The 22,821-nt window shown below is 40.5% G+C and carries 17 protein-coding genes and 1 pseudogene; 10 read left to right on the plus strand and 8 right to left on the minus strand.

Annotation, left to right across the window (positions count from 1 at the left end):
• Positions 1 to 59: 59 nt before the first annotated feature.
• On the minus strand, positions 60 to 1,025 hold the full coding sequence (locus tag ABVJ71_RS13050; protein ID WP_353854392.1) for an LCP family protein: 966 nt from the start codon (positions 1,023 to 1,025) through the stop codon (positions 60 to 62).
• Between the two features lie 419 nt (positions 1,026 to 1,444).
• Here ABVJ71_RS13050 and ABVJ71_RS13055 point away from each other — a divergent pair.
• Both ABVJ71_RS13055 and ABVJ71_RS13060 read left to right on the plus strand, forming a co-directional pair.
• Positions 1,445 to 1,759, plus strand: a pseudogene (locus ABVJ71_RS13055) (MFS transporter); the annotation flags it as partial.
• Positions 1,760 to 1,881: 122 nt separating this feature from the next.
• Positions 1,882 to 3,279, plus strand: a complete 1,398-nt coding sequence (locus ABVJ71_RS13060; protein ID WP_353854393.1) for a bifunctional glycosyltransferase family 2 protein/class I SAM-dependent methyltransferase — start codon at positions 1,882 to 1,884, stop codon at positions 3,277 to 3,279.
• 14 nt (positions 3,280 to 3,293) lie between these two features.
• Here the strand turns inward: ABVJ71_RS13060 and ABVJ71_RS13065 are convergent, their stop codons facing one another.
• The 5 genes from ABVJ71_RS13065 to kduI form a co-directional block, all read right to left on the minus strand.
• Entirely contained in the window at positions 3,294 to 4,442 is a 1,149-nt protein-coding gene (locus ABVJ71_RS13065; RefSeq protein WP_353854394.1) for a Ger(x)C family spore germination protein, read from the minus strand.
• Entirely contained in the window at positions 4,439 to 5,539 is a 1,101-nt protein-coding gene (locus ABVJ71_RS13070) for a GerAB/ArcD/ProY family transporter (RefSeq protein WP_353854395.1), read from the minus strand. Before ABVJ71_RS13070 ends, ABVJ71_RS13065 begins: the two co-directional genes overlap by 4 nt.
• A gap of 3 nt (positions 5,540 to 5,542) precedes the next feature.
• A complete protein-coding gene (locus tag ABVJ71_RS13075) occupies positions 5,543 to 7,009 on the minus strand; it encodes a spore germination protein (RefSeq protein ID WP_353854396.1) in 1,467 nt (488 codons plus the stop codon).
• Between the two features lie 106 nt (positions 7,010 to 7,115).
• Positions 7,116 to 7,889, minus strand: a complete 774-nt coding sequence (gene kduD / locus ABVJ71_RS13080) for a 2-dehydro-3-deoxy-D-gluconate 5-dehydrogenase KduD (protein ID WP_353854397.1) — start codon at positions 7,887 to 7,889, stop codon at positions 7,116 to 7,118.
• Positions 7,890 to 7,893: 4 nt separating this feature from the next.
• On the minus strand, positions 7,894 to 8,721 hold the full coding sequence (gene kduI / locus ABVJ71_RS13085; protein ID WP_353854398.1) for a 5-dehydro-4-deoxy-D-glucuronate isomerase: 828 nt from the start codon (positions 8,719 to 8,721) through the stop codon (positions 7,894 to 7,896).
• A gap of 255 nt (positions 8,722 to 8,976) precedes the next feature.
• Here kduI and ABVJ71_RS13090 point away from each other — a divergent pair, with 255 nt between their 5' ends.
• From ABVJ71_RS13090 to ABVJ71_RS13110, 5 genes are all read left to right on the plus strand, one after another.
• Entirely contained in the window at positions 8,977 to 9,993 is a 1,017-nt protein-coding gene (locus tag ABVJ71_RS13090) for a LacI family DNA-binding transcriptional regulator (RefSeq protein ID WP_353854399.1), read from the plus strand.
• Between the two features lie 92 nt (positions 9,994 to 10,085).
• Positions 10,086 to 11,102, plus strand: coding sequence for a sugar kinase (locus ABVJ71_RS13095; RefSeq protein WP_353856670.1), 1,017 nt, complete (start codon positions 10,086 to 10,088; stop codon positions 11,100 to 11,102).
• Positions 11,074 to 11,676, plus strand: a complete 603-nt coding sequence (locus ABVJ71_RS13100) for a bifunctional 4-hydroxy-2-oxoglutarate aldolase/2-dehydro-3-deoxy-phosphogluconate aldolase (RefSeq protein WP_353854400.1) — start codon at positions 11,074 to 11,076, stop codon at positions 11,674 to 11,676. The genes ABVJ71_RS13095 and ABVJ71_RS13100 overlap by 29 nt, the downstream gene beginning before the upstream one ends.
• 626 nt (positions 11,677 to 12,302) lie before the next feature.
• Positions 12,303 to 13,253: a mannose-6-phosphate isomerase, class I gene (gene manA, locus ABVJ71_RS13105; protein WP_353854401.1), complete on the plus strand. Its 951-nt coding sequence runs from the start codon at positions 12,303 to 12,305 to the stop codon at positions 13,251 to 13,253.
• 128 nt (positions 13,254 to 13,381) lie between these two features.
• On the plus strand, positions 13,382 to 16,012 hold the full coding sequence (locus ABVJ71_RS13110; protein ID WP_353854402.1) for an SPOR domain-containing protein: 2,631 nt from the start codon (positions 13,382 to 13,384) through the stop codon (positions 16,010 to 16,012).
• 18 nt (positions 16,013 to 16,030) lie between these two features.
• On the opposite strand, the gene ABVJ71_RS13115 is transcribed toward ABVJ71_RS13110, so the two are convergent.
• Together ABVJ71_RS13115 and ABVJ71_RS13120 are read right to left on the minus strand one after the other, a co-directional pair.
• Positions 16,031 to 17,224 (minus strand): CDP-glycerol glycerophosphotransferase family protein, encoded by a 1,194-nt coding sequence (locus tag ABVJ71_RS13115; RefSeq protein WP_353854403.1) that lies wholly within the window; start codon positions 17,222 to 17,224, stop codon positions 16,031 to 16,033.
• 11 nt (positions 17,225 to 17,235) lie between these two features.
• Positions 17,236 to 18,006: a WecB/TagA/CpsF family glycosyltransferase gene (locus ABVJ71_RS13120; RefSeq protein ID WP_353854404.1), complete on the minus strand. Its 771-nt coding sequence runs from the start codon at positions 18,004 to 18,006 to the stop codon at positions 17,236 to 17,238.
• 371 nt (positions 18,007 to 18,377) lie between these two features.
• Between ABVJ71_RS13120 and tagD the strand changes: the two genes are divergently transcribed.
• The 3 genes from tagD (at position 18,378) to ABVJ71_RS13135 (ending at position 22,658) form a co-directional block, all read left to right on the plus strand.
• Positions 18,378 to 18,767 (plus strand): glycerol-3-phosphate cytidylyltransferase, encoded by a 390-nt coding sequence (gene tagD / locus ABVJ71_RS13125; protein ID WP_353854405.1) that lies wholly within the window; start codon positions 18,378 to 18,380, stop codon positions 18,765 to 18,767.
• A gap of 95 nt (positions 18,768 to 18,862) precedes the next feature.
• A complete protein-coding gene (locus ABVJ71_RS13130) occupies positions 18,863 to 20,341 on the plus strand; it encodes an alpha-glucosyltransferase N-terminal domain-containing protein (RefSeq protein ID WP_353854406.1) in 1,479 nt (492 codons plus the stop codon).
• Between the two features lie 43 nt (positions 20,342 to 20,384).
• On the plus strand, positions 20,385 to 22,658 hold the full coding sequence (locus ABVJ71_RS13135) for a CDP-glycerol glycerophosphotransferase family protein (protein ID WP_353854407.1): 2,274 nt from the start codon (positions 20,385 to 20,387) through the stop codon (positions 22,656 to 22,658).
• The last annotated feature ends 163 nt before the right edge of the window (positions 22,659 to 22,821 follow it).

Below are 22,821 nucleotides of genomic sequence, written 5' to 3' on the forward strand. Positions count from 1 at the left end.
AAATGTCTCAATGATCAATGCTTACAATAGAAAAAGCGCCTGCATAGGACGCTTCTCTTTTAAGATAATTCAAGCTGCTTCTTCAATTGAGATCTCACTTCATTTAGCTGATTTTGATCAAGCTGGAAATAATAAACGCCGTTTGGCTGATAGTCTGAACCTTTCAACTGAATCGTGTCAACAGATTTTAACGAAGTGAGAAGCGGAAAGAGCCCGACTAGTTCCTTCATTGAAAGATTGGTTGTGACATTATCTCCAAGCGTATCAATAATATTGTCATATGATGGAATAGAGGTTAATGATTTTGATTTGTCAAAAATGGCTTTTAAAACCTCCATTTGACGTTTTCCGCGCATTAAATCACTGTCGGCTTTTCTTGTTCTCACATAAGCGAGAGCTTGATCGCCATCTAGTGTATGTGTTCCCGTTTGAAGTACTACTTTTCCTTTTGTATCCTTTTGAATTTGTTTCACAAGGTATTCATCATGAATGGTGATGGGCACACCATTTAGTTCATTGACAATTTCCTTAAATGCTTTGAAATTACTTTGAATGACAAAGTCAACCGGAACATCAAGTAAGTTTTCGACCGTTTCAACTGTTAGATCTGCACCGCCATATGCGTGCGCATGTGTAATTTTGTCATAGCCATGACCTGGAATATTGACATATGAGTCCCTTGGTATGCTTAATAATTTCACTGTTTTGTTTGTACGGTTAATGGTAGCTAAGACCATTGCATCGCTTCGTGCCTGCTTCACTGTTTCTCCTGACCGACTGTCGATACCAAGCAGCAAGACAGAAAAACTGTCTTTCCCAGGATCGAATGATTCTATGCGTTTGACAGATTGTGAGCCTCGATCTAATGATACTTGTGCTTTTTTGGCTGCATTTGTCACTTTATAGTAGGCATAGCCTGTGACGGAAGCTGTTGTGAGTAACAAAATTCCTAATATAAAAAGAGTGACTTTCACCCATGGTTTTAAGCGCTTTTTCCTTTTGCGTTTGCTTCGTGATTGATCCATATATTTTAAACCCTCGCCTATGAATTTTATAGTAAGACGTCTTTCTGATGGTTACAAACTAAAACAAATATACCTTAAAACGGGATATCGTGCGACATTTTTTTCATCCAACGCTTAATTGACGTTCTCTTATCTAAAAAAGTTTCATTGATACGCAAATGAAATATATTTGTCATAAAACATTGAAATGTTTCAAACATCAGAATGTGAGGAAAATTGTTTTTTCATAGAGAAAACATATATAAAGTGGGGCTATGGTCAAGAAAAATCGAAATGGGGATGGCTTTATTTTTGCGGCGCACTTGGCGGCGCTTTATATGGTTATGATACAGGTGTCAACTCTGGCGCTATCTTATTTATAAAAGAAGATTTAAGGTTAAATGCTTTTACAGAAGGGCTTGTGGTGAGCTCAATTTTAATTGGTGATCTTTGCAGTAAGTTGGGGTTCTGTAGTATAGGTCCTGCTGCCAAAGCTGTTTCCCGTGCATGTCCAAGGAATCGGTATAGGTGTATTAGCGTTCCTTCTTTATACAGGGAATTTGATCATTTCACTGACTTTCCCTGCTAGACCCATTGGGATTGGTAATCCCTTCCTTATCTATGCCGTCATTGGAGTAGCTGCCTTTTTATTTGTGAAATACTTGGTAAGAGAAACGAAGGGGGAAAGCCTTGAAGAAATTGAAGAAGATTTGAGAAATCGTGCCGTCGTGAAGGACGAAAGTGAAACGGTATAAAAAAGTCAGCTTTTCCTCGTTTTTAAACAAACGTTTAATGAAGAAAAAGACAACCCCTTTATCTTCTGAACCTGCTTGATTTGACATACATATGAAACAGGCGGGTGAAAGGTGGAAATGAGATGAAAGGGAAAACAAGTATTGTCATGTTAACGTACAACGAGCTTCATTTAACAAAAAAATGTATCGACAGTATTAAGCAACATACCCCAAATGAACAATATGAGCTCATCATTGTAGATAACGCTTCAACAGATGGCACGAAGGAATATATTAGAGAGCTAGAAGACGTCATTGTCATTGAAAATGAAGAGAATCAAGGCTTTGCAAAGGGATGTAATCAAGGGGCAAAAAGAGCGACAGGAGACAGTATTCTCTTTTTAAATAATGATACGATGGTGACAGAGAATTGGCTTCCTCCTTTAATTGAAGCGTTATTTGAGTCAGACCGGATCGGGATGGTGGGACCTGTATCAAATTATGTGAGTGGTCCCCAGATGGTACAGCCTTCTTATACGGATGTCGATCAACTCCCTTCATTTGCAAAGGAATATACAGCCGCAAGAAAAGGGCAGAGAACGTATGTACACAGGCTGGTTGGTTTTTGTCTGCTTGTCAAAAGAGAGCTGATCGAGGATGTTGGGTTGTTTGATGAGCGATTTGTATATGGGTCATTTGAAGATGACGATCTTTGTTTGCGATCACTGCTGAAGGGGTATCAACTGCAAATTGTGCATGATTCATTTGTTCATCATCACGGGCATGCCACTTTCCATGCGAACCAAGATACGTACATTTCCACACTATTTGCTGAGAATCGGTATCGTTTTTTAGACAAATGGGGGCTTGATTTAAATCTGATAACACCTCATCCTTACTTTGCGTCAATGCTTCCTAAAGATGCCAAAAACGTGCTGGATGTTGGATGCGGGGCAGGGGCAACGGGTCTTGAGCTACTCAATAGACAGCCTGTTGATATGTACGGGGTAGAAGTCGATTCACTGAAAGCGAAGATAGCCAATGCATATTACCGTGAAGTCACACAAGCGGCAGCTGATGAGTACCCATGGTCAGAGAAGGAAAACTTTTTTGATGCTATCTTGTTTTCTGATGTATTAGAGCATATTTCAGATCCGTGGCAAACGATCTCTCAAGCATACGCTTCACTAAAGCCGGGCGGTGTGATCATTTGCTGCTTACCTAATATGATGCATGCAGAAGTACTTCTTCCATTAATGACAGGGGATTTTACTTATCAAGATGTCGGAATTTTAGATCGAACGCATCTCAGGTTTTTCACACCAAAAACGATGCGTGCGCTTTTTCCAGAGGCTTTGTTTGATATTGTCAGTGAAAAACGAATCAATGTCCATATTGATCAAAACGTACAGTTATTCTTTGATGAAGTGGCGAGATTAGGAGAATCACTCGGATTTGCGACAAAGGCATTATCTGATCAGGTCAATCTATACCAGCTCTTGTTTGTGGCGCGTAAAAAAGGCGGTTCTCCCTCGGAGTAACCGCCTTTTTGCTATTACCATTTAAAGCTTTTCGTTGCACCTTCAGCTCCGAAGTTCAAAATGTCTACACTGACATCATACTCAATGGTCGCGTCTTGAAACAATTCGTCCCATTCATCACGATGTTTCTCCCAAAAGTCAGGATATTTCATACGCACTTGACGGTTTAAAAAAATTGGGTCAACCCCAACTTCTGTTTGCAAGTGGCTAACAGCTTTTTTGATGCGATGTTCAATTTGGTTTTCAAAAATATGTTGAAATCGTTTGATGTAATTTTTATCAAATGAGTTTTCGGGGGGATACTGATCTTCAGAAAGCATCCCGCTTGAGTGCACACTGATTTTAAACGAAATGTTCCCATCTTTTAAGTAGGGTTCGACCTTTGTTTTTGCTTTCTTTATTTCATAGGTAATCGGATACCCCTTGTAGGTTGCTGGCACAACACCACCTGAAATACGATCTGTAACCCAGTTTAAAGATTGTACATCATTTGCTGAGATAAAGCCTATCAGCTTTCGCGTTTTCCCATGAATAATTCCTGCTCCATCATAGACAAGCTCGTTGTTGATCACATCGACACTTTGAACAAGAAAGCTAATACTCATTTGAAAGTAATCAGACGCCCTGCCAATGCGAAGCGGTAGCAAAATTTTCCCGTTAAAGTTCCGATTTTTTGATGTTTCAAAGATATGCTCGACAGGTACTTTTTGCTGCGATTTTAATTTTTGATTGAGGACTTTCGATGCATCATCTCGAGATACAAGAAGATAGCTGCTTCTTCGCACCTCATTATCTCGTATAAAGTGATTGAGAGTACCTTGGATATCATGATGCTCTGCTTGACTTCTGCCGAATAAGAAAATCTTGAGATGATCACTGTATATAGGCGGTTCCTTCAATGAGACATTACTGACAGCCTCTAGCACATTCTTTCCTTTTGATACCACATTTACATAGTCAGGTGAGTCTGCTTCTTGTGTACTGCCCGTTTTCGGCACAAGATTTTGATAAGTGAGCTTTACACCTTGATCTTCTGTTTTGTCGATTCCGACTCCGCGTACAAATGATACTTTTTCGATATCCTTTATATCCCAGCATCCCGCTGATAGAAGAAAAAGAAAGCAGGACAGGGAGAATAATAGTAGACGACGCCATAGTCTCATGCAGAACGACCTCCCCATTTTTTGCGAATCATCAGCAGTAGGGCTGTTATAAAAGGAATGGCTAAAACGGCGAACAGAGAATAACCGAGTAGAGTTGAATAGTAAAAGACCTCATTAATATTTTTCGGAAAAAGGGATAATGCAGATGTGATCAAAAACAGCACCCATAGCAGTCTCGTTAAATTCCTCGTCTTAAAGACGGTGTTACAGCCTTTAATGGCAAATTGGAAAAAGCCGAGCATACAAATGAACTGCTGGCATGTCCAGATCGTAAGTAAGAAGATATCAAATCGCTCAATGAATACCCCTTCAAGTTCTAAAGCTTGTATGAGTGAAACCGTCGGCCATGTGAGTGACATCGTTTCGCCGACTGTCATCGAGCCAATTACGACAAAGAGGGTAAGGGAGTAAATAAGCGAGGTAATCCCGACACCTATCGCTGCTGCCCATTTCGCTTTTGACCATTTGTCTTTGTAGATAAGCGGCACAATAAACAGGATGACTTCAAAGCCTGTAAATTGAATGAATGTTTGCGAAAAGAGTTTACTAAAATCTTTTAACCCGTGCGCCATCACAGGTCGTAAATAATCAAAATCAAACACTTTGAGGCTAAAGAGCATTAAAGCAATGTAGATAACCATCGTGATAGGATAAATATACGTCACTATTTTTACCACTGGAAAGATGCCGCTTCTTAAATGGTAGATAGCCACGAGTAAGAAAATCATGATAATTACTGTCATCGGAGTGGATTGAAGCAGGAAAAACTGAACCACTTCGCCAAGTACACGTGCTTCAAAACCGACAATGGCCAATAAATAAGCGATCATCATTAAATTAAAGATTGTGCCAACGATGGCGCCAGCGCCTTTTATATTGGAATCAAAGATGGTATCAGGTGCATTCTTTTCTGCAAACCATCCTAGTAAAAAGGCAATAAAAGCAAAGAGAGCTCCCTGTAATAATACAATGATCCAGCCATCAGGGTAACCTGAACTGGCAGAACTGCGTGGAATGGTTAAAATTCCAGCGCCTATCATTGTAGAACTGCATAAAATGGTGACTTGTAACAATGATAGCTTCTCAGCTCTGTACATCGCTTACTCCCCTTGTCTTTTGATATTTTTTGTCTTAGCTGTTTTCGGTCTTGATTTAAATAGACCAACAGGCAAACGAACGTAAGTATCCTTTAAATCTGAAAATGGTGAAGACAGAACAGGTGTAAAATAGTCAAAACCAAATGTCTTTACTTGCATAAGATGGCAAAGCACAAATAAATAACACATGATTAATCCATATAAACCGAACATCGCTGAGCTAAAAATGGCCATAAAACGAAGGATGCGCAAAGGAAAACTAAAGTCATACGATGGTGCTGTGAAATCGGCTAATGCTGTCAACGAGACGATAATGACCATTAAGGCACTAACGATATTTGCTTGAACAGCGGCCTGACCAATGATAACTCCGCCGATCAGTCCAATGGTTTGCCCGATGGCTCTAGGAAGACGAAGTCCTGCTTCCCGCAAAAGTTCAATGGTAAAGGACATGAGAATGGCTTCTAAAACAGGGGGGAACGGTACATTTTGCCGGCTTCCTGCAATGGTGAGCGCCATTCGTGTCGGTAATAAGCCTGGATGATAGGAGACAAGGGCGATGTAAAGACCGGGTAAAAAAACAGTCAAAAGTACACCTATATATCTGAGTAAACGCAATAAAGTCGCACTCGTCCATCTTTGATAATAGTCCTCAGGTGATTGCATCAATGCGGCAAACGTCATAGGAAGAATGAGAGCAAAAGGAGTACCATCCAGCAGAATAGACACTTTCCCTTCAAGAACAGATGCAATCACTCGATCAGGACGTTCTGTGTTTTGAATCTGGGGGAAAATAGACAGGTGACTATCCTCAATCAACTGTTCGATGTAGCCTGTTTCAGGAATATCATCCAATTTAATATCTTTCATTCGAGAAACAACATCTTCAACAAGCGTTGGATCAACAATATCCCGAACGTACACGAGTGCGGCAGATTTTTTATTACGCGTGCCCACACAGATCTTTTGAATTACAAGATTTGGATCGTTTGCCCGTTCGCGGAGTAAAGCTGTGTTTTTTTCAAGGTTCTCAATAAACCCAATGCGTGGTCCTCTGACAAGCACTTCAGATTGCGGTTCTTCTACTTCTCTGAATTGAAAAAGGTTTGTTTGGAGGGCAAGTGCTTGAGCGGCACCATCTACAAATAAAATGGCCCTGCCACTATATAACTGCTCGATCGCAAGGTTCATATCTTCCAGCACATTATTTTGAATGCCAAAGAACTGCTTAGACAGGTAAGAGAATGTGGTGTGATCGACTTCGGTTACATCTAGCTCTTTTTGCATTGGAGTAATGATTTGCTTTGACAGCATTTCAAATTCCGTGAGTCCTTCTATGTACACGAGACATGCGGAGACAGCGGAAGGACCAAATGAAAAAGAATGGAACACGACATCATCGCTTTTCCCGACAAAGCTTTTGATGCGCTTGATGACGGTCTGTAAATCTTGCTCAATACGACTTTTCATAATGCCTCACCCTCATGTCTTGTTTTTTATAGAGTGACACCTAAGGAGGATAATTATACAAACAGAAAAAAAGAGAATCCCTTTGCAGGAATTCTCTAAATGTGGATTATCTCGCAAGCCATCCGCCATCAACTGCTAAAATATGTCCATTCATATAATCAGAAGCAGGTGAGCTGAGGAAAATAGCTGCACCAGCCAAATCGTCTGGTTTCCCCCAGCGCCCAGCAGGAATTCGTTTGAGGATTTCTTCATTACGATTCACATCATTGCGAATCGCTTGTGTGTTATTGGTCGCTATATAACCAGGTGCAATGGCGTTGACCTGAATATGCTGATGCGCCCATTCATTGGCAAAAGCCTTTGTCAGACCAGCCACTGCATGCTTGCTCGCTGTATAGGCAGGAACGAAAACGCCGCCTTGAAAAGAAAGGAGAGAGGCAATATTGACAATTTTTCCTCGCCCTTTTTCAAGCATTTTCTGTCCAACCTTTTGTGTAAGGAAAAAGAGACTATTCATATTCACGTTCATGACATCATACCAATTCTCTTCAGAATAGTGAGCGGCTTTTTCCCTTCTAATTGTTCCTGCATTATTGACTAAAATATCAATAGCGTGCGCTTCTAAAATGCTATCAACATCCCGCTGTGCGGACTTAGGATCGGCAAAATCAACTTCATACGCATAAAACGATCTGCCTGCCTGTTCTACGAGCGTTTTTGTGTCATCAAGCGGTGTGTGGTGGTACGTGCCGACGATATCTGCTCCAGAACGTGCGAGTGCCACTGCAATGCTTTGACCGATGCCTGTTCCAGGACCTGTCACAAGTGCTGTTTTGCCTTCAAGTGAAAAGAGGGTCGCTATATATGATGTTGTGGTCATTGCGTTACCTCAACTGGTCCATCGGGACAAAATCCATATCTTTAAACGTATAGTTTTCGCCCGCCATTGCCCAAATAAATGAATAATTGGCTGTGCCTGAACCAGAATGAATGGACCATGCAGGGGAGATGACCGCTTCCTCATTTGCAACGACGAGGTGTCTCGTTTCAGATGGTTCCCCCATAAAATGAAAGACTCGTACATCCGCTTCTACATCAAGATATAAATAAACTTCCATACGTCTGTCATGAATATGGGCAGGCATGGTGTTCCAAGTATTATTCGGCTCGAGCTGGGTAATCCCCATCATCAACTGACAGCTTTGGATACCATCTGCATGAATCACTTGATATAGATTTCGCACATTTGAAGACGCCGCTTCTCCTAAGTGATTTGGCGTTAGTTCAGCAATTGCTGCCTTTTGGGTAGGGTATGCCTTGTGAGCTGTTGCAGAAACAAGATAAAACTTTGCCTGCTTCCCTGATGAACTAGCAAATTGTACATCTTTGTGTCCAAGTCCAATATATAAAAAATCTTTATGCTCTAGCACATAGGATTCTCCATCAACAGTGACTGTTCCTTGCTCACCCACATTCACAATTCCAATCTCTCGTCTTTCAAGAAAATAGTCCGTACGCAAAAAGTCTCCAGCATCCAACTTGATGGGAACTGCTTTGGGCATAGCACCACCAATAACCACACGATCCTCATGTGAATAATATAGCTTTAAATCACCACTAACGAATAGCGAAGGAATATGAAAGTGACTGCGAAGTTCCTCGGTAGTAAAGCGTTTGACTTGCTCGGGATGTACAGCATAACGATTTTCCATTGATAGAGCCTCCCTTTCATTGAAACGAAAAATGACATTTTATTTGGTATCGGTTTCAAGGAAAATTCTAGAGGAAAAAGGGGGCGGCGTCAACCGTTAATTTGAAATCGCTTTCTTCAATGAAAAGGATGTTCTTTTTTCACAATATCAGTTAAAAAAATCTTCTGATATCAGCAAATGTGTGGTATGCTCTTTTTAAGTTTATTTGAAATCGGTTTCGAAATAAAACAGATGATAGACCGTAGGAGTTTTTGAATGAAAGAGAAAAAGCAAACGAAAGTAACGATTAATGAAGTCGCTGCTCATGCAGGTGTCTCAAAATCGACTGTTTCCAGGTATATCAATGGCAGAACAAATGAAATTTCTTCTGAAAAAGTAAAAAAGATTAAGAAAGCCATAGATGAGCTCCAGTATCGCCCGAGTCAGCTTGCTCAAGGACTGAAAGTGAGAAAAAGCAAGGTCATTGGCTTTATTGTTGCAGACATTACCAACCCATTTTCGGTAGCAACGCTTCGTGGTGTCGAAGAGATCTGTGATCAATACGGGTACAGCATCATGGTCTGTAACACAGATAATCGTCCAGAAAAGGAACGGGAAATGCTCTTAAAGCTGAATGCGCACTATATTGAAGGGCTCATCATTAATACAACAGGTCAAAACAATGATATCCTGCAAGATTTTAAGAAAAGCGGCGTACCGATTGTACTTGTTGACCGTAAATTACCTGAACTAAAGGTCGACACAGTCACAACAAATAACCGTGACATTACAAGCCGCCTCCTTCATCAAATGTATGAGAAGGGTTATGAACAAATCGCTTTCTTCACTGAACCGGTGGATGGCATCAGTCCTCGTGAAGAAAGAAAAGAAGCATATGAAAAGGCTGCATCTAGTAAAAATGATAACAAACAACCGATTATTGCAGAAATCAATCTGAAACAAAAGGCACAAATACGAGAAGAAATTCGTCGTTTTTTACAATCAGGCAATCAAAAAAAAGCGATTCTAGCAGGCAATGGATTACTGATGCTCAAGCTGATCAGTGAGCTGGTTGAGCTTGGCATCAAGATTCCAGAAGAGATCGGCATTGCTGGTTTTGATGATACAGAATGGTATAAACTGATTGGACCAGGGATTACGACCGTTGCCCAGCCATCACATGAAATGGGGAAAGTAGCCATGCAAAAAATCTTGATGCGGCTTGAAGGGGATGAAAGTGCTCCACAAACCATTCAACTGGATGGAGAAATTATAGAGAGAAAATCTTTATAATCATTTGAGGTATAAAGAGAATGAGTATACATCTGTGCATACTCTCTCTTTTTGAAGCGATTTGAAACCGGTACCAAGAAAGGGGAGGAATGATGAAAGCATTAGATGCGGTCACATTTGGGGAATCAATGGCGATGTTTTACGCAAAAGAAGTCGGAGAGCTCCATAGGGTGAACACGTTTCAAAAAGCACTTGCAGGTGCAGAAAGTAATGTAGCTGTCGGCTTGGCAAGATTAGGGTTTAATGTTGGCTGGATGAGCAAAGTTGGGGCAGACTCACTCGGCACATTTATTTTAGAGGAGCTTCAAAAAGAAGGAGTCGACACAGAGGCAGTGCTCCGGTCAAATGATGGATCCAAAACAGGCATATTGCTTAAATCAAAAGTGATAGATGGAGATCCTGATATTACTTACTATCGCAAGGGTTCTGCCGCAAGCACGTTGAACGTAAATGATTTTCCTTTAGACTATTTTCAAAAGGCGGGACACCTTCATATGACAGGAATTCCTCCTGCCTTATCCAGTGAAATGAGAGCGTTTTCTTTTCGTGCACTTCAAGCGATGAAGGAAGCAGGCAAAACCATTTCATTTGACCCAAACCTTAGACTTCAGCTATGGGAAGAGGAAGAAGACATGATTCATACGGTGAACCAACTTGCCTATCAAGTGGACTGGTTTTTTCCAGGGCTTGCGGAAGGACAAAAGCTCACCGGTTTGCAGGAGCCGGAAGCGATTGCGGATGTTTATTTACAAAAAGGCGTAAAGTTTGTGGTCATTAAGCTCGGCGCAGCAGGTGCCTTTTTTAAAAGTGAAGCTCATCAAGGCATTGTCGAAGGCTTTGAAGTTGATCATGTCGTTGATACTGTCGGTGCAGGTGATGGATTTGCTGTTGGGATCATGAGTGCGTTGCTTGACGGATTATCATATGAAGAGTCAGTTACAAGGGGCAATGCGATTGGGGCGCTGGCGGTGATGTCTCCTGGAGATATGGATGGACTGCCCACCCGTGAGGAACTTCAAGCATTTTTACAGCAGGCCAAACGGCATAACAGACGAGAGCATGTAAAGGGGGATGATGTACATGGGGAAAGCAGCCAGTTTAATCGTTAAAGAGCAATTGGCAGCCTGTAAACTCATTGCAGTGGTCAGAGCGGATAGTGAAGCGTCAGGCATTGATATGATTCAACGCTTAAAGAACAAGGGGATTCGTGCCATAGAAGTGACGTATACCACACCAAATGCTGAACAAATCATTGCATCCTTTAGGCAGGAGCAGGAACTGATTGTGGGAGCGGGGACAGTTACGACAATTGAACAAGCACAATCAGCAATTCAGGCAGGTTCTCAATTTATGGTGAGCCCTGGATATCTTCCTGTGATCGGTGAGCATGTATCATTTCACGATACATTGTATGTTCCAGGGGTGCTGACACCAAGTGAAATCATGCAGGCAAAAGCAGATGGGTACCGTCTGTTAAAACTCTTTCCGAGCGGTTCGTTCGGTTTGTCTTATATGAAAAACTTGCGTGGTCCGTTTCCGGAGGTTGAATTCATTCCAACAGGCGGCATTCACCCAGTAGATGTACCTAAATGGCTAGAAGCAGGAGCGATAGCAGTAGGTGTTGGCAGCCAGCTCGAAAGCAGTACAGAAGAAGAGTTAAAAGCTGTTCTTTCTTCATCTTGATGAAATGTAGCATCCTCTCAAAAATCATGGTGGGCTCGTGAAAGGAGCTAATCATGCATGTACATGTTTACACAAACAGCCGGTTGTTTCTTCATTAATCTCACATAATAGAAGGAGTCAATCGGATTATTTATGACAAATGAATGAGGTTGAGGGAGTTTGCTTTAAGCAGCTCTTTTTTTATGTAAGAATGGAACGAGTTTTATTTGCTGTGATGACAATCGCTGATCAACAATCGGTCGTAGTCGCTTTGCAAATCTATCAGGCTATCAAATCAATCAGCGTGTAGACAAATCCTCGCATTCGTTGTCAGACCCTACGTGCTGATGCTCACAAATGTTCAATTTTCTCCAGTACTCGTGCCTTCCCTAGACTTCAAGGACTAAAAAGAGGACAAAGAGCTAAAATAAAAACCATTTTAGCCCTTTATGAACAATCTGAAATGGCAGGTGCTATTTTGGCAGGACTGCTGACACTTTTGTTTATTCTTCTCGGGAAGTGATTGTTCTCATATGGTGCACTCAAAGGATTGACTTCTCTTTAGATAGCGTCATAATAAAAGTTGAGACTTGCTCGTCTAGATCATGTACCGCAAGGATTAGCAAAGGGGGGGGGAGTCAGCCTAAATGAAGCAGTCACCAATATTTTTACTGCCTGAATTGAAGGAGAGAATATGGGGGGGTACAGCCTTAAGAGATCAATTTGGTTATGATATTCCTTCTGATCAAACGGGAGAATGCTGGGCAATTTCTGCTCATCCAAACGGGCCAAGTGTTGTGAAAGATGGTCCATATAAAGGGAAAACATTGATCGAACTATGGGACAATCATAGGGAATTGTTCGGGGGAATAGAGGGAGATCGCTTCCCGCTTTTAACCAAAATTTTAGATGCAAACCAAGACGTATCTGTTCAAGTTCATCCAGATGATGATTATGCTGAAAGATATGAAAATGGAGAGCTTGGGAAAACAGAGTGCTGGTATATCATTGACTGCAAAGAAGGTGCAGAAATAATTTATGGGCACAATGCAAGAACAAGAACTGAGCTTGTGACTATGATGAATAGTGGAGATTGGGAAGGTCTTTTGCGACGAGTGAAGATCAAACCTGGCGACTTTTATTATGTGCCAAGTGGTACCATTCATGCGTTGTGTGAGGGAACGCTTGCCCTTGAAACCCAGCAGAGCTCTGATACAACTTATCGAGTGTATGATTATGAACGGAAGGATCAAGACGGCAATGAGCGTGAACTGCATTTCACGCAAGCGATTGATGTCACAACGGTCCCTCATGTAGATGTTGATGCAGACGAATCAATTGAAACACGTCAAGGGATTACCATTAAAACCTTTGTTGAAGCTGAATATTTCTCCGTGTATAAATGGGAAATTGATCAAAAAGTAGAGATTTCTCAAGACCATCCATTTTTGCTGTGCAGTGTGATAAAAGGGGAAGGCTCTTTAGCGCATGAGGGGATCACATATCCTCTGCAAAAAGGAGCTCATTTTATTCTGCCAGCAGAAGTCGGCAGTTTTTCGATAGAAGGAACTTGTGAATTAATTGTGTCACATATATAAAGAAAGTAGAGGGCTTCAAATAGAGAGGCACTCCTTTTTCAATTGAATCAATGACTTGAAATTGCACTTGTTTTTGTCGATAAATAGATTAGTAGACTATTATGCAAAGTGAGAGAGGGACAAGGAACGTGAAAAAAAACATCAAGATTATGTTACTCGCAGCCGCCTTTGGTATGACACTACACACGGGTAAAGAAGTGCAAGCAGCCGCCTATGTCGATCAATCGATTTACACCATCAACACCTCAAAGGTATTTACAACAGAAACAGAAGTGAAAAAAGCAGTTGAAACATTGAAAAAGGACAAAAATTGGACAGCCACTTATCAAACCTCCGGAAATATATCGACCTATCAGCTTACTGCCTCTGGATATGACTCGCAAGCTGCAGCAAGCGCAAGTGCAGCAGCACTAAAAAAAGAGGTGGGAATAAGCGGAACCGTTTCTCCAGTTGGTGACCGTCTTCCTTTGCAAAAGGTTGTTTCTAATCTCATCAATGATGAAAATCAGGCAAAAAAGCTCTCTTTAGAGCTAACAAAAACATCAGGATTAAACAGCTCCTATGAAGTAGTCAAACAAAGCCGACCTTTCTATCAGGTGATATCAGGAACTATTGATTCTGAAACGAAGGTCAAGGATATTCAAACTGAATTACAAAAGCAAGCCGGTGTTACTAGTACATACCAATCGGAAAGTAAAGCTGACACCATTTATCAACTTGTATCAGGTAACATTGTCGGACAGGGTAAAGCCAATATGATATTACAGGGCTTACAAAAAGAGTCCGGTTTAAAAGCAGTACTTCAAACGGTGGCGACAGGTAAGCCATATTATATCGTCACAACCGCTGCACTAGCCAATCAGTCTAAAGCACAAACACTTCTTGCCCAGTTGCAAAAAGAAGCGAACATCAGCGGGAAGATTCAAAAGGCAGGGGCCGGTAAAAGTGTATATAGCATGGAATCGGGCTATTTTAAAGACAACAAAGAAGCAGCATCAGCTGCGGCTCAAATCAAGAAACAAACTGGCGCATCAGGTACTGTCCAGCGAGTGGGCAAGACCAAACATTATATCGTGAAGCTCAATCAATTAGACGATACGTCTTACTCAAAAACCGTGACCTTTTTTAAGAAAAAGAAATGGCATTATACATCCAAAAAAATCTCCTCAACACAGCCCTATCAAGTAGTGACTGGGGCTCTTCTAGGGGATGACCAAACGAAAAAAGCCACTGCTTTCTTTCAAAAGAAGAAAGTAGTCGCCACAACGAAAAAAACCGGTCAGTCATCTGATAGTACGTATCAACTTGTTGTGCATCAAGAAACAGATCAAATGAAAATAAATAAAGGTGTCGCATACTTAAAGGCGCAAAAGATCACAAGTACAATCACGACAAGTAAGGGTCAATCGGCTAGTCGAGCTTATCGCCTCATCACATCGTCTGTATATGATCAACGTAAAGTAAAGCAGGCCCAAGAGATTATGAAGAAAAATGGTGTAGCCAGCAGCACAAAAACGATGACGGAAGCGGTGAAGCAATATCGTTTAACAACGGAGCCGACCGTCAATCAAACGAAAATAAATCAGGCGCTTACCTATTTGACGAAACAAAAAATGTCGGCTACTGTGCAAAAAACGGGTGCAACCGATTATGGACAATATCAAATCAAAACAGGTGTCATTTCGACCGCCGTATTACGGGATCAAGGTATGGCATTTTTCAAAAAACGGAATGAATCTGCCGTCTATACAACAACAACGAAACCGGCATACAAAATCATCATCACACAGCCATTCACAGGATGGCCAGATACAAATGCGGCCATTGCATTCGTAAAAAGCCAATATGGCTGGACAGCCACAGCAACAAAAATCAAAAACGGTCCAATGGTCATGCAAACGAATTATAATCTGACTGTAAATGAAATGGTGAATAAACAAATGAAAGTGTCACCGCAAACGGATGGCGCGGCATATGTATATGCTGCATATGTCGATCAAGCGACGTCGACAGTGAACACAGACGGATTAAACGTACGTTCAACACCTGATGCAAGTTCTGCAAACAATATTGTGGCACAATTAAATAAAGGTACAAAAGTGAATCAAATCGGGAAAGAAGGAAACTGGATCAAGATCAACCTTGGCTGGAGAAATGCAAGCTCAACAGAAGTACTACAGTATGTAGACCCAGCGAATATCAAAGAAGGCACCGAATCGTATTTTCAGTTCCTGAAACTCTCGCAAGCTGCGAATCTCAATCCGAATGAAGTCAATACAAAAATCTTAGCGGGTAAAGGAATTCTTGCAGGAAAAGGACAAGCCTTTATCACAGCAGCTAAGACTTATAACGTAAACGAGGTTTATCTCATTTCTCATGCTTTACTCGAAACTGGTAACGGAAGCTCTATTTTAGCGAATGGTACAATGTTTAATGGAAAGAAAGTATATAACATGTATGGAATTGGTGCGTACGATAGCAATCCGAACTATTTTGGTGCTAAATATGCGTATGAACAGAAGTGGTTCACGCCAGAGGCCGCCATTATTGGTGGAGCAAAATTCATAGGGGACAGCTATATTAATAACGCAACATACAAACAAGATACCCTTTATAAAATGCGCTGGTCAGCTACTGCCTCTCATCAATATGCAACCGATATTGGGTGGGCTTATAAGCAAGTTGCCCGTATGTACAGTTTGTATCATTTACTTGATAACTATACACTGTATTATGATATTCCTGTCTATAACAAGTAAAAAAAACGTCCGAGCTTCTTAATGAGAAGCCGGACGTTTTTTGCGTAAAAGCTGCTGGTCAATAAATGATAGCAGCCGCTCGCTTGATTGTCCTTTTGAATATTGATTCCATTCTTCAGCAAAGGCCTTTAGTTTGTCTCTATTTGCTGCCTCTTTCAAACCTAAAAGTTCCTTCAACAGCATGTCTTGAGTCAGACAAGCCTTTCCAGGAATGATGCGTTCATAATGATTGACTAATCCGCGTTTTTCTCGATACGTGTCCAGATCATATGTGAAGAACAGTACGGGTTTTTGAAGCAGTGCATATTCAAACACAATCGACGAGTAATCCGTAATGAGTACATCACAGGCATAGAGCAGAGGATAGAGCGGCTTATCCGATACATCAAATATCCACTCCGAATCTGTCTCTGCCTGCGCTAGATGTTTGACTGCAGGGTGCAGTTTCACAAGCAGAATATAGTCACCGTTAAGCTGCGTCTGTAATAGTTTCTTTGAAAACGGTAGGACAAGACGATCCATCGCGAAGTCCCGATAGGTAGGTGCATATAGTAGCAATTTTTTACCTTGCGGGAGATCGTCTGTATAAAAGGAAGATGGATGATCGTCATTATAATACACATCAGTGAGCGGCACGCCTGTTGGTAAAAAACGATCATCACTCTTCACGCCAAATGATTTTTTGAAAATCTCACGCATTTGATCAGAACCAGTGACGATATAATCGAATGACGCATACACTCGCTTAAATCGTTCAATATCACGTGGACTTCGGTGGAGGTTTGAAGCGTCTTCAAGGCCAAACTTTTTCAAAGCGCCATTTGCATGCCATACTTGAATACAAGTAGTGGAAGGGCGGTTTCTTAACACACTCGTCATGAGAAAGTAATTGTCCGTCACAACGACCCTACTTTTGAACAAAGTATAGATGCATTTGATGAGATGGAAGGGATTTTTTTCATTAAAATAGCGAAATGACATATGAAGCTCGCCCTTTTCTATAGTGGAAGCATGTTTCGTATAGAGGACAGTCAGCTTCATAGGCCTTGTCGCTTGTTTTTGATATGCATGGATTAGAGCAGCTGCATTCTCGTGAAAAGAAACAAGCAGTGTCACCTGATTTTCACGTGGTTTTACGCCGCTCATCAACGAGCCAAGTAAAGATACGAATGCAGCATAACATGAGGTCATCATCGAGCGTATATTCATCATTTATCAGTCTCTCACAGTTGCTTCGTCTGATCCTTTACTTGCTCAGGATAGTAGTGCTTTTTCCCTTTGTGTTCTTTCATGACCGCAAATGCGTACTTTGGAATATTCAGCATACGTTTCCATCTCCACGGATTCACAACAAGTCTATATAGCCATTCAGTATTTGTTTTAATCATCCAGCGTGGTGCACGCTTTACTGTTCCGCTGAACACATCAAAGCTTCCGCCTAAACCTATGCAAACAGCTTGCGGGAATAAATGGCGGAATTCATAAATAAAGTTTTCTTGGTTCGGATACCCTAAAGCAACGAACACCATATCTGCTTTTGATCGTGCAATTTGTTTTGCTACGAAACGCTTATCGGCCTGATAGCCATCACAGCTGCCCGCAATGACCACATTTGGATATTCCGCATTAATCCGTTGTTTGACAGCCTCAAGCACTTCTTTCTTCGCACCGTATAAAAAGATTCTTTTAGACTGCTTGTTTGCAAGATCAAGCATAGATATAAACACATCAAAACCGGCAATTCGTGATTTGAGCGGACTTTGGGTGATGCGTGACATCAAGACAACGCCCACCCCATCTGGTAATACATAATCTGCAGAAGAGACCACTTGATGATACGCATGATCCTTCATGACTGCATAGCCGATCTCAGGATTTACTGTCGCAATCATGGCCCCTCTTCGTTGAGATATATGATGCTGATTGATATAGTGAATAAATTCATCTAAGTCGCCGTTCACATAAGATAAGTTGGATACAACTTCTGTTTGCATTGTGTAGACCTCCTTTTTTGCTCATTTTATATATAACGTTCATTGTAAATTCATTCTTAGGCTACTATTCATTTTATCACAGTTGCTCCATGAAATATTAACAATAACTTTACAAACCTTTAAATTTAGTGACAATTTATTAAATTGATATGTTTAGAACACGATGAAACACTGATATTTCGGACTTTTACTGCACTATCCAGCCAATTGGAAATCGTTTGTCTTTACATCTGCTTAACGTTTCATGGGCATTGTGATATAATGAGGTTCCGAAGAGCGAGAAAACACGATTGATAATAATAGGTTGACGGATAAACATGACTGCTTGAAAGCAGACGAATAAGGAATGGAGAAAGGAGTTAATGTTTGCAATGAAGAAAGTTATTACTTATGGGACGTTTGATTTATTACACTGGGGGCACATCAAGTTGCTCGAGCGTGCAAAACAACTTGGAGATTACTTAGTTGTGGCCATCTCTACAGATGAGTTTAATTTACAAAAATCAAAAAAGGCTTATCACAGCTACGAGCATAGAAAGCTAATTTTAGAAACGATTCGTTACGTAGACGAAGTCATACCTGAAAATAGCTGGGATCAAAAAATCCGTGATGTACAAGAACATGACATTGATGTGTTTGTTATGGGAGACGACTGGGAAGGTAAATTCGATTTCTTAAAAGAATATTGTGAAGTCGTTTACCTGAAGAGAACGGAAGGAATCTCCACCACACAAATTAAGGAAGAAATTGCTGGACTTTAATAGATTGAAAAAAGTGCTTCTTATCTTTTGGTGAGAAGTGCTTTTTCATGTAAAATACAATAAGCAAGTCATCATTTTTTTAAGGAGAGTTTCCTTTGTTTCAAAATTGGATGAAGAAAAAAGTTGAACACGCATTCGATCAACCTGAAAAACAAGATGAAACGATGACATCAACAGAACTCCCTGATATGGACTACTACTTTATGACAGGTGAGATACCAGGACCTGATGAAGCTATTACGACGTCTTTCAACAAGAGACTAAAACCATTTGCCGAAAAACGGATGCGTACATCTATATTGACATTGCATTTTGATGCCAATGCGAAAGAACGTATACTCAGTTTTCAGGAGAAAGTTGATATTGAGCCGACATATACAAGAATCTTGAACTTATTTGAACACTATATAATACCCGAGAGCGGGAGTAAAAGACGCTATTCAGAGTTTATCTTAGGTGAAGTGACGCATTCGATCAATCAAGCCGTCATACCAATCGATGAGACAACGATTCGTGTTACCACTTATGAGCTGCCTTCATCACCTATTCGTTATATTGATCAATATAATGAACAGCAACAATTGGTGAAGCGGGAAGAATACAATTGGGAGGGAGCTTTGCGAAGAGTACAGAGCTTTGTCCCTCAAACAGGTGCACTGTACATGGAGGAATTGATCAAGGGTGACGGTGACATCTACATGGAAAAGATTTATTCTGGTGATGCAAATAAGAATCCAGTCCGTCATATCAATTGGTTCAAAAAAACAGGAATTCAAACATTTGTAAAGAAAACGGATATAACACAACAATGGATTTCAACCATTCAATCACAAAATGACCGGCTTAAACTGTTTATTGCAGATGACAGAAAGCAGGACCGCCACCTTTTTAAAATAGACAAACCTGACACAGCTTATTATGCTGCTTTTGTCCATGCTGCTCATTATAAGGAAGACCTGCATCAGTTAGATGCTGAATATGAAGAATTGTTTAAGCATGTAAGAAAGCAGCATGTGGATGCAGTCTTTTTTAGACATAACGAGCATAAAGAAGATGTAGAGAAGATTTTGGGAGAACAATTGTATTTTTATACCATATCATCTGATGAAGAGGCAGCTTGGAGCGCACCTCTCCAACATATGTTGGAAAACAGAGTACGCAAAGACGAGCTGCGCAATTACATGGAGCGCACGAAATTTGTCTTGAGTGATTTGAGCTCTAAACATCATGTCCTTCATCTTCAGCTTGATGTGAAAGAAGAAATGGTCAATACGGATCATGTGCAAATTGATTTTGCAGGATATGATCGTGTCAATGGAGCTGAAATTATTTCACAAACGATAGACGAAAACAATCAAGTGAGCTTCCCAATCGGTCATTTTCAAACAAAGAAAAACATTGAATGTAACCATACGAAATATGTTGATTTTTATATTCGCTTTCAGACAGAGGAAGGGCACGAAGTCCTGCAACGCCTCGAAGTAGATGGAGAATTGCTCACTAGCAAGCCATCAACAGTAGATGGATGGTCATATCAAACAAAACAAGGAAACTATTCATGGAAAGTGAAGTAACAGTACAACGGTAAGATTTCTGAACAGAGGAGATAAGCGATTAATGATTGAAGAGGTAATTCAAAAAAAGAGTGTCGTTGAAGGTTTAAAAAATCATCAAGAGAATTTAGAAATGCTTGTTCGCATTCATGATGACATGCCATTAACAGATAGAGAATTTTATTTGTTCATGAGAGAAAGAGTATCAAAGCAAGAAATATTTCTTCCGCTTGTTCATCAAGAAGAAAATCTATTTAAATTGGTGCTGAGTGAAGCATCGTTTCCACTTTCGTTGGAGCAAGGACAAACGTATAACTTATATGTTACGGACTACCTCAGTACAAACGAGGAAGAGGATGAAGATGAACTTGAAGACTCTGCCTATGATTCGGATTTGGAAGAAGAGGATGAAGAATCAAAAGAAACGGAGATAAGTTCAGTTTCGGAATCACAAGAGAAGACCCCTTATTATAAAAGACGGTTAAAAATGGGAATTGAGACACCGGAGTTGGCTTTTTTAGAAAATGAGGAAGCAATGTTATATGTCATCCCTTATCGCACAGACAAAGGCAATGTCTCATTCAAAATTAAGCGTGAGTTGAAAGTTGTTAAATTCAATCAAATTGAGCTTAAGGACTCTTGTACATTATCCTTATCTGGATATGCAGGTGTTCTTAGTGCAGAGCATCCTTATCGCATCAAAGAAGTCAAGCTGCTCTTGAAAAAAAATGGAGATGAACCAGTTGAACACCGATTCCCAGTGGACATCCAGCATAAAAAAGACGAAGTCGTTCAATACCGTGATGATGGCCAGGTACCACAACTCTATCAATTTTTTGCAGAAGTTCCTTTAGAAGAATTGACGTATTCATTGCACGAGCGCTTCATATACCGCTTTTATCTTGAATTTCATTGCGAAGTGAACGGAGTAGAGGAAACGTTAACGACATCTTCTCTTGTGCTTGGAGATCGATCAAATAAACTCAAAGGGCTTGTCCAAATTCATAAAAGAAATGACGTACCGATTCGTTATGAAGTATATCGAAAGAAAAAGAGACAAACGTTAGGCATACGAATTAATGATTACACCATGAAAACACGAGCCAAATACTATCTCAAAAGTAAGTGGAAGAGATTCAAAAAGCAAATCGGGAAAATAAAAAAAGTACGCAATCGTCTTGTGACCAGAACCTTTAAAACGACCTTTACGCTGGCGAGTAAACTGTCCGTGAAAAAGAAAACCGTTGTATTTGAAAGCTTTAATGGGAAACAATTCAGCTGTAACCCGCGTGCCATTTATGAATATATGAAAGAAAACCACCCTGAATATACGTTGATTTGGAGCGTCAAAAAAGGGCACGAAGCGGCATTTAGAGAAAAGGGCATATATTATATCAATCGTTTGTCACTCAAATGGATTTTTGCCATGGCAAGAGCAGAATATTGGGTTGTGAACAGCCGTTTGCCGCTCTGGGTTCCAAAACCTCCTCATACCACATACTTGCAAACATGGCACGGTACGCCTTTAAAACGACTTGCAATGGATATGGATGAAGTGCATATGCCTGGAACCAACACGAAAAAATACAAAAAGAACTTCACGAAGGAAGCATCTAATTGGGATTACTTAATATCTCCTAATGCTTACTCTACTGAAATCTTTACTCGAGCGTTCCAATTTCAAAAAACGATGATCGAGTCAGGATATCCGAGGAACGACTTCCTTCATAATGAAAACAATGAAGAAACGATGAGAACGCTCAAACAAAAAATGAACCTGCCGCTTAATAAAAAATTAATCTTATATGCGCCAACTTGGAGAGACGATCAATTTTATAAAAAAGGAGAATATAAATTTGATTTAGATCTTGACCTTCATGAGCTAAGAGCATCCATCGGGGATGAATATATCATAATCCTTCGTATGCACTATTTAGTCGCTGAAAACTTTGATTTAAGTCCTTATGAAGGGTTTGCATATGACTTCTCTCATTACGAGGATATCAGAGATCTTTATATGATTTCAGACCTACTCATTACAGACTACTCATCTGTCTTCTTTGATTATGCAAACTTAAAGCGTCCGATGCTGTTCTATGTTCCAGACATTGAGACATACCGTGACAAATTAAGAGGTTTTTACTTCGACTTTGAACAAGAAGCACCTGGCCCGCTCGTGAAAGACACAGCAAGTGTCGTAGACTGGGTAAGAGAAACAGAAAAAGCCGATTTCACACTTCCTGATTCATTTGCACCGTTTTATAATAAGTTCTGCTATTTAGAAAGCGGGGAGTCATCGAAGCGGGTGGTGGAAGTGGTGTTTGAGTCGAGTAATTAAAAGCAATATTTAATTTTAATCAGCTCTTGAGGAATCAAATCCAAAAGTGCTGATTTTTTTATTAATTGAAAGTCTAGTTTACTTCAAATTCAAAAAGTGGTTCTTTCGTCCTTTTAAAAATGGATATTGAAGTACATTATTGTAAAGGTGTATGATATAATAT

The sequence above is a fragment of the Bacillus sp. Bos-x628 genome (assembly GCF_040500475.1).
Classification (GTDB): Bacteria; Bacillota; Bacilli; order Bacillales; family Bacillaceae; genus Bacillus; species Bacillus maqinnsis.

Coding starts and splice junctions, on each gene's coding strand:
- kduI (WP_353854398.1), bottom strand. CDS start 8,721: ATGGAAAATCGTTATGCTGTACATCCCGAGCAAGTCAAACGCTTTACT.
- ABVJ71_RS13095 (WP_353856670.1), top strand. CDS start 10,086: ATGAAAGCATTAGATGCGGTCACATTTGGGGAATCAATGGCGATGTTT.
- ABVJ71_RS13120 (WP_353854404.1), bottom strand. CDS start 18,006: ATGCAAACAGAAGTTGTATCCAACTTATCTTATGTGAACGGCGACTTA.
- ABVJ71_RS13075 (WP_353854396.1), bottom strand. CDS start 7,009: ATGAAAAGTCGTATTGAGCAAGATTTACAGACCGTCATCAAGCGCATC.
- ABVJ71_RS13060 (WP_353854393.1), top strand. CDS start 1,882: ATGAAAGGGAAAACAAGTATTGTCATGTTAACGTACAACGAGCTTCAT.
- ABVJ71_RS13135 (WP_353854407.1), top strand. CDS start 20,385: ATGATTGAAGAGGTAATTCAAAAAAAGAGTGTCGTTGAAGGTTTAAAA.
- kduD (WP_353854397.1), bottom strand. CDS start 7,889: ATGACCACAACATCATATATAGCGACCCTCTTTTCACTTGAAGGCAAA.
- ABVJ71_RS13100 (WP_353854400.1), top strand. CDS start 11,074: ATGGGGAAAGCAGCCAGTTTAATCGTTAAAGAGCAATTGGCAGCCTGT.
- ABVJ71_RS13115 (WP_353854403.1), bottom strand. CDS start 17,224: ATGATGAATATACGCTCGATGATGACCTCATGTTATGCTGCATTCGTA.
- ABVJ71_RS13065 (WP_353854394.1), bottom strand. CDS start 4,442: ATGAGACTATGGCGTCGTCTACTATTATTCTCCCTGTCCTGCTTTCTT.
- ABVJ71_RS13050 (WP_353854392.1), bottom strand. CDS start 1,025: ATGGATCAATCACGAAGCAAACGCAAAAGGAAAAAGCGCTTAAAACCA.
- ABVJ71_RS13090 (WP_353854399.1), top strand. CDS start 8,977: ATGAAAGAGAAAAAGCAAACGAAAGTAACGATTAATGAAGTCGCTGCT.
- ABVJ71_RS13070 (WP_353854395.1), bottom strand. CDS start 5,539: ATGTACAGAGCTGAGAAGCTATCATTGTTACAAGTCACCATTTTATGC.
- manA (WP_353854401.1), top strand. CDS start 12,303: ATGAAGCAGTCACCAATATTTTTACTGCCTGAATTGAAGGAGAGAATA.
- tagD (WP_353854405.1), top strand. CDS start 18,378: ATGAAGAAAGTTATTACTTATGGGACGTTTGATTTATTACACTGGGGG.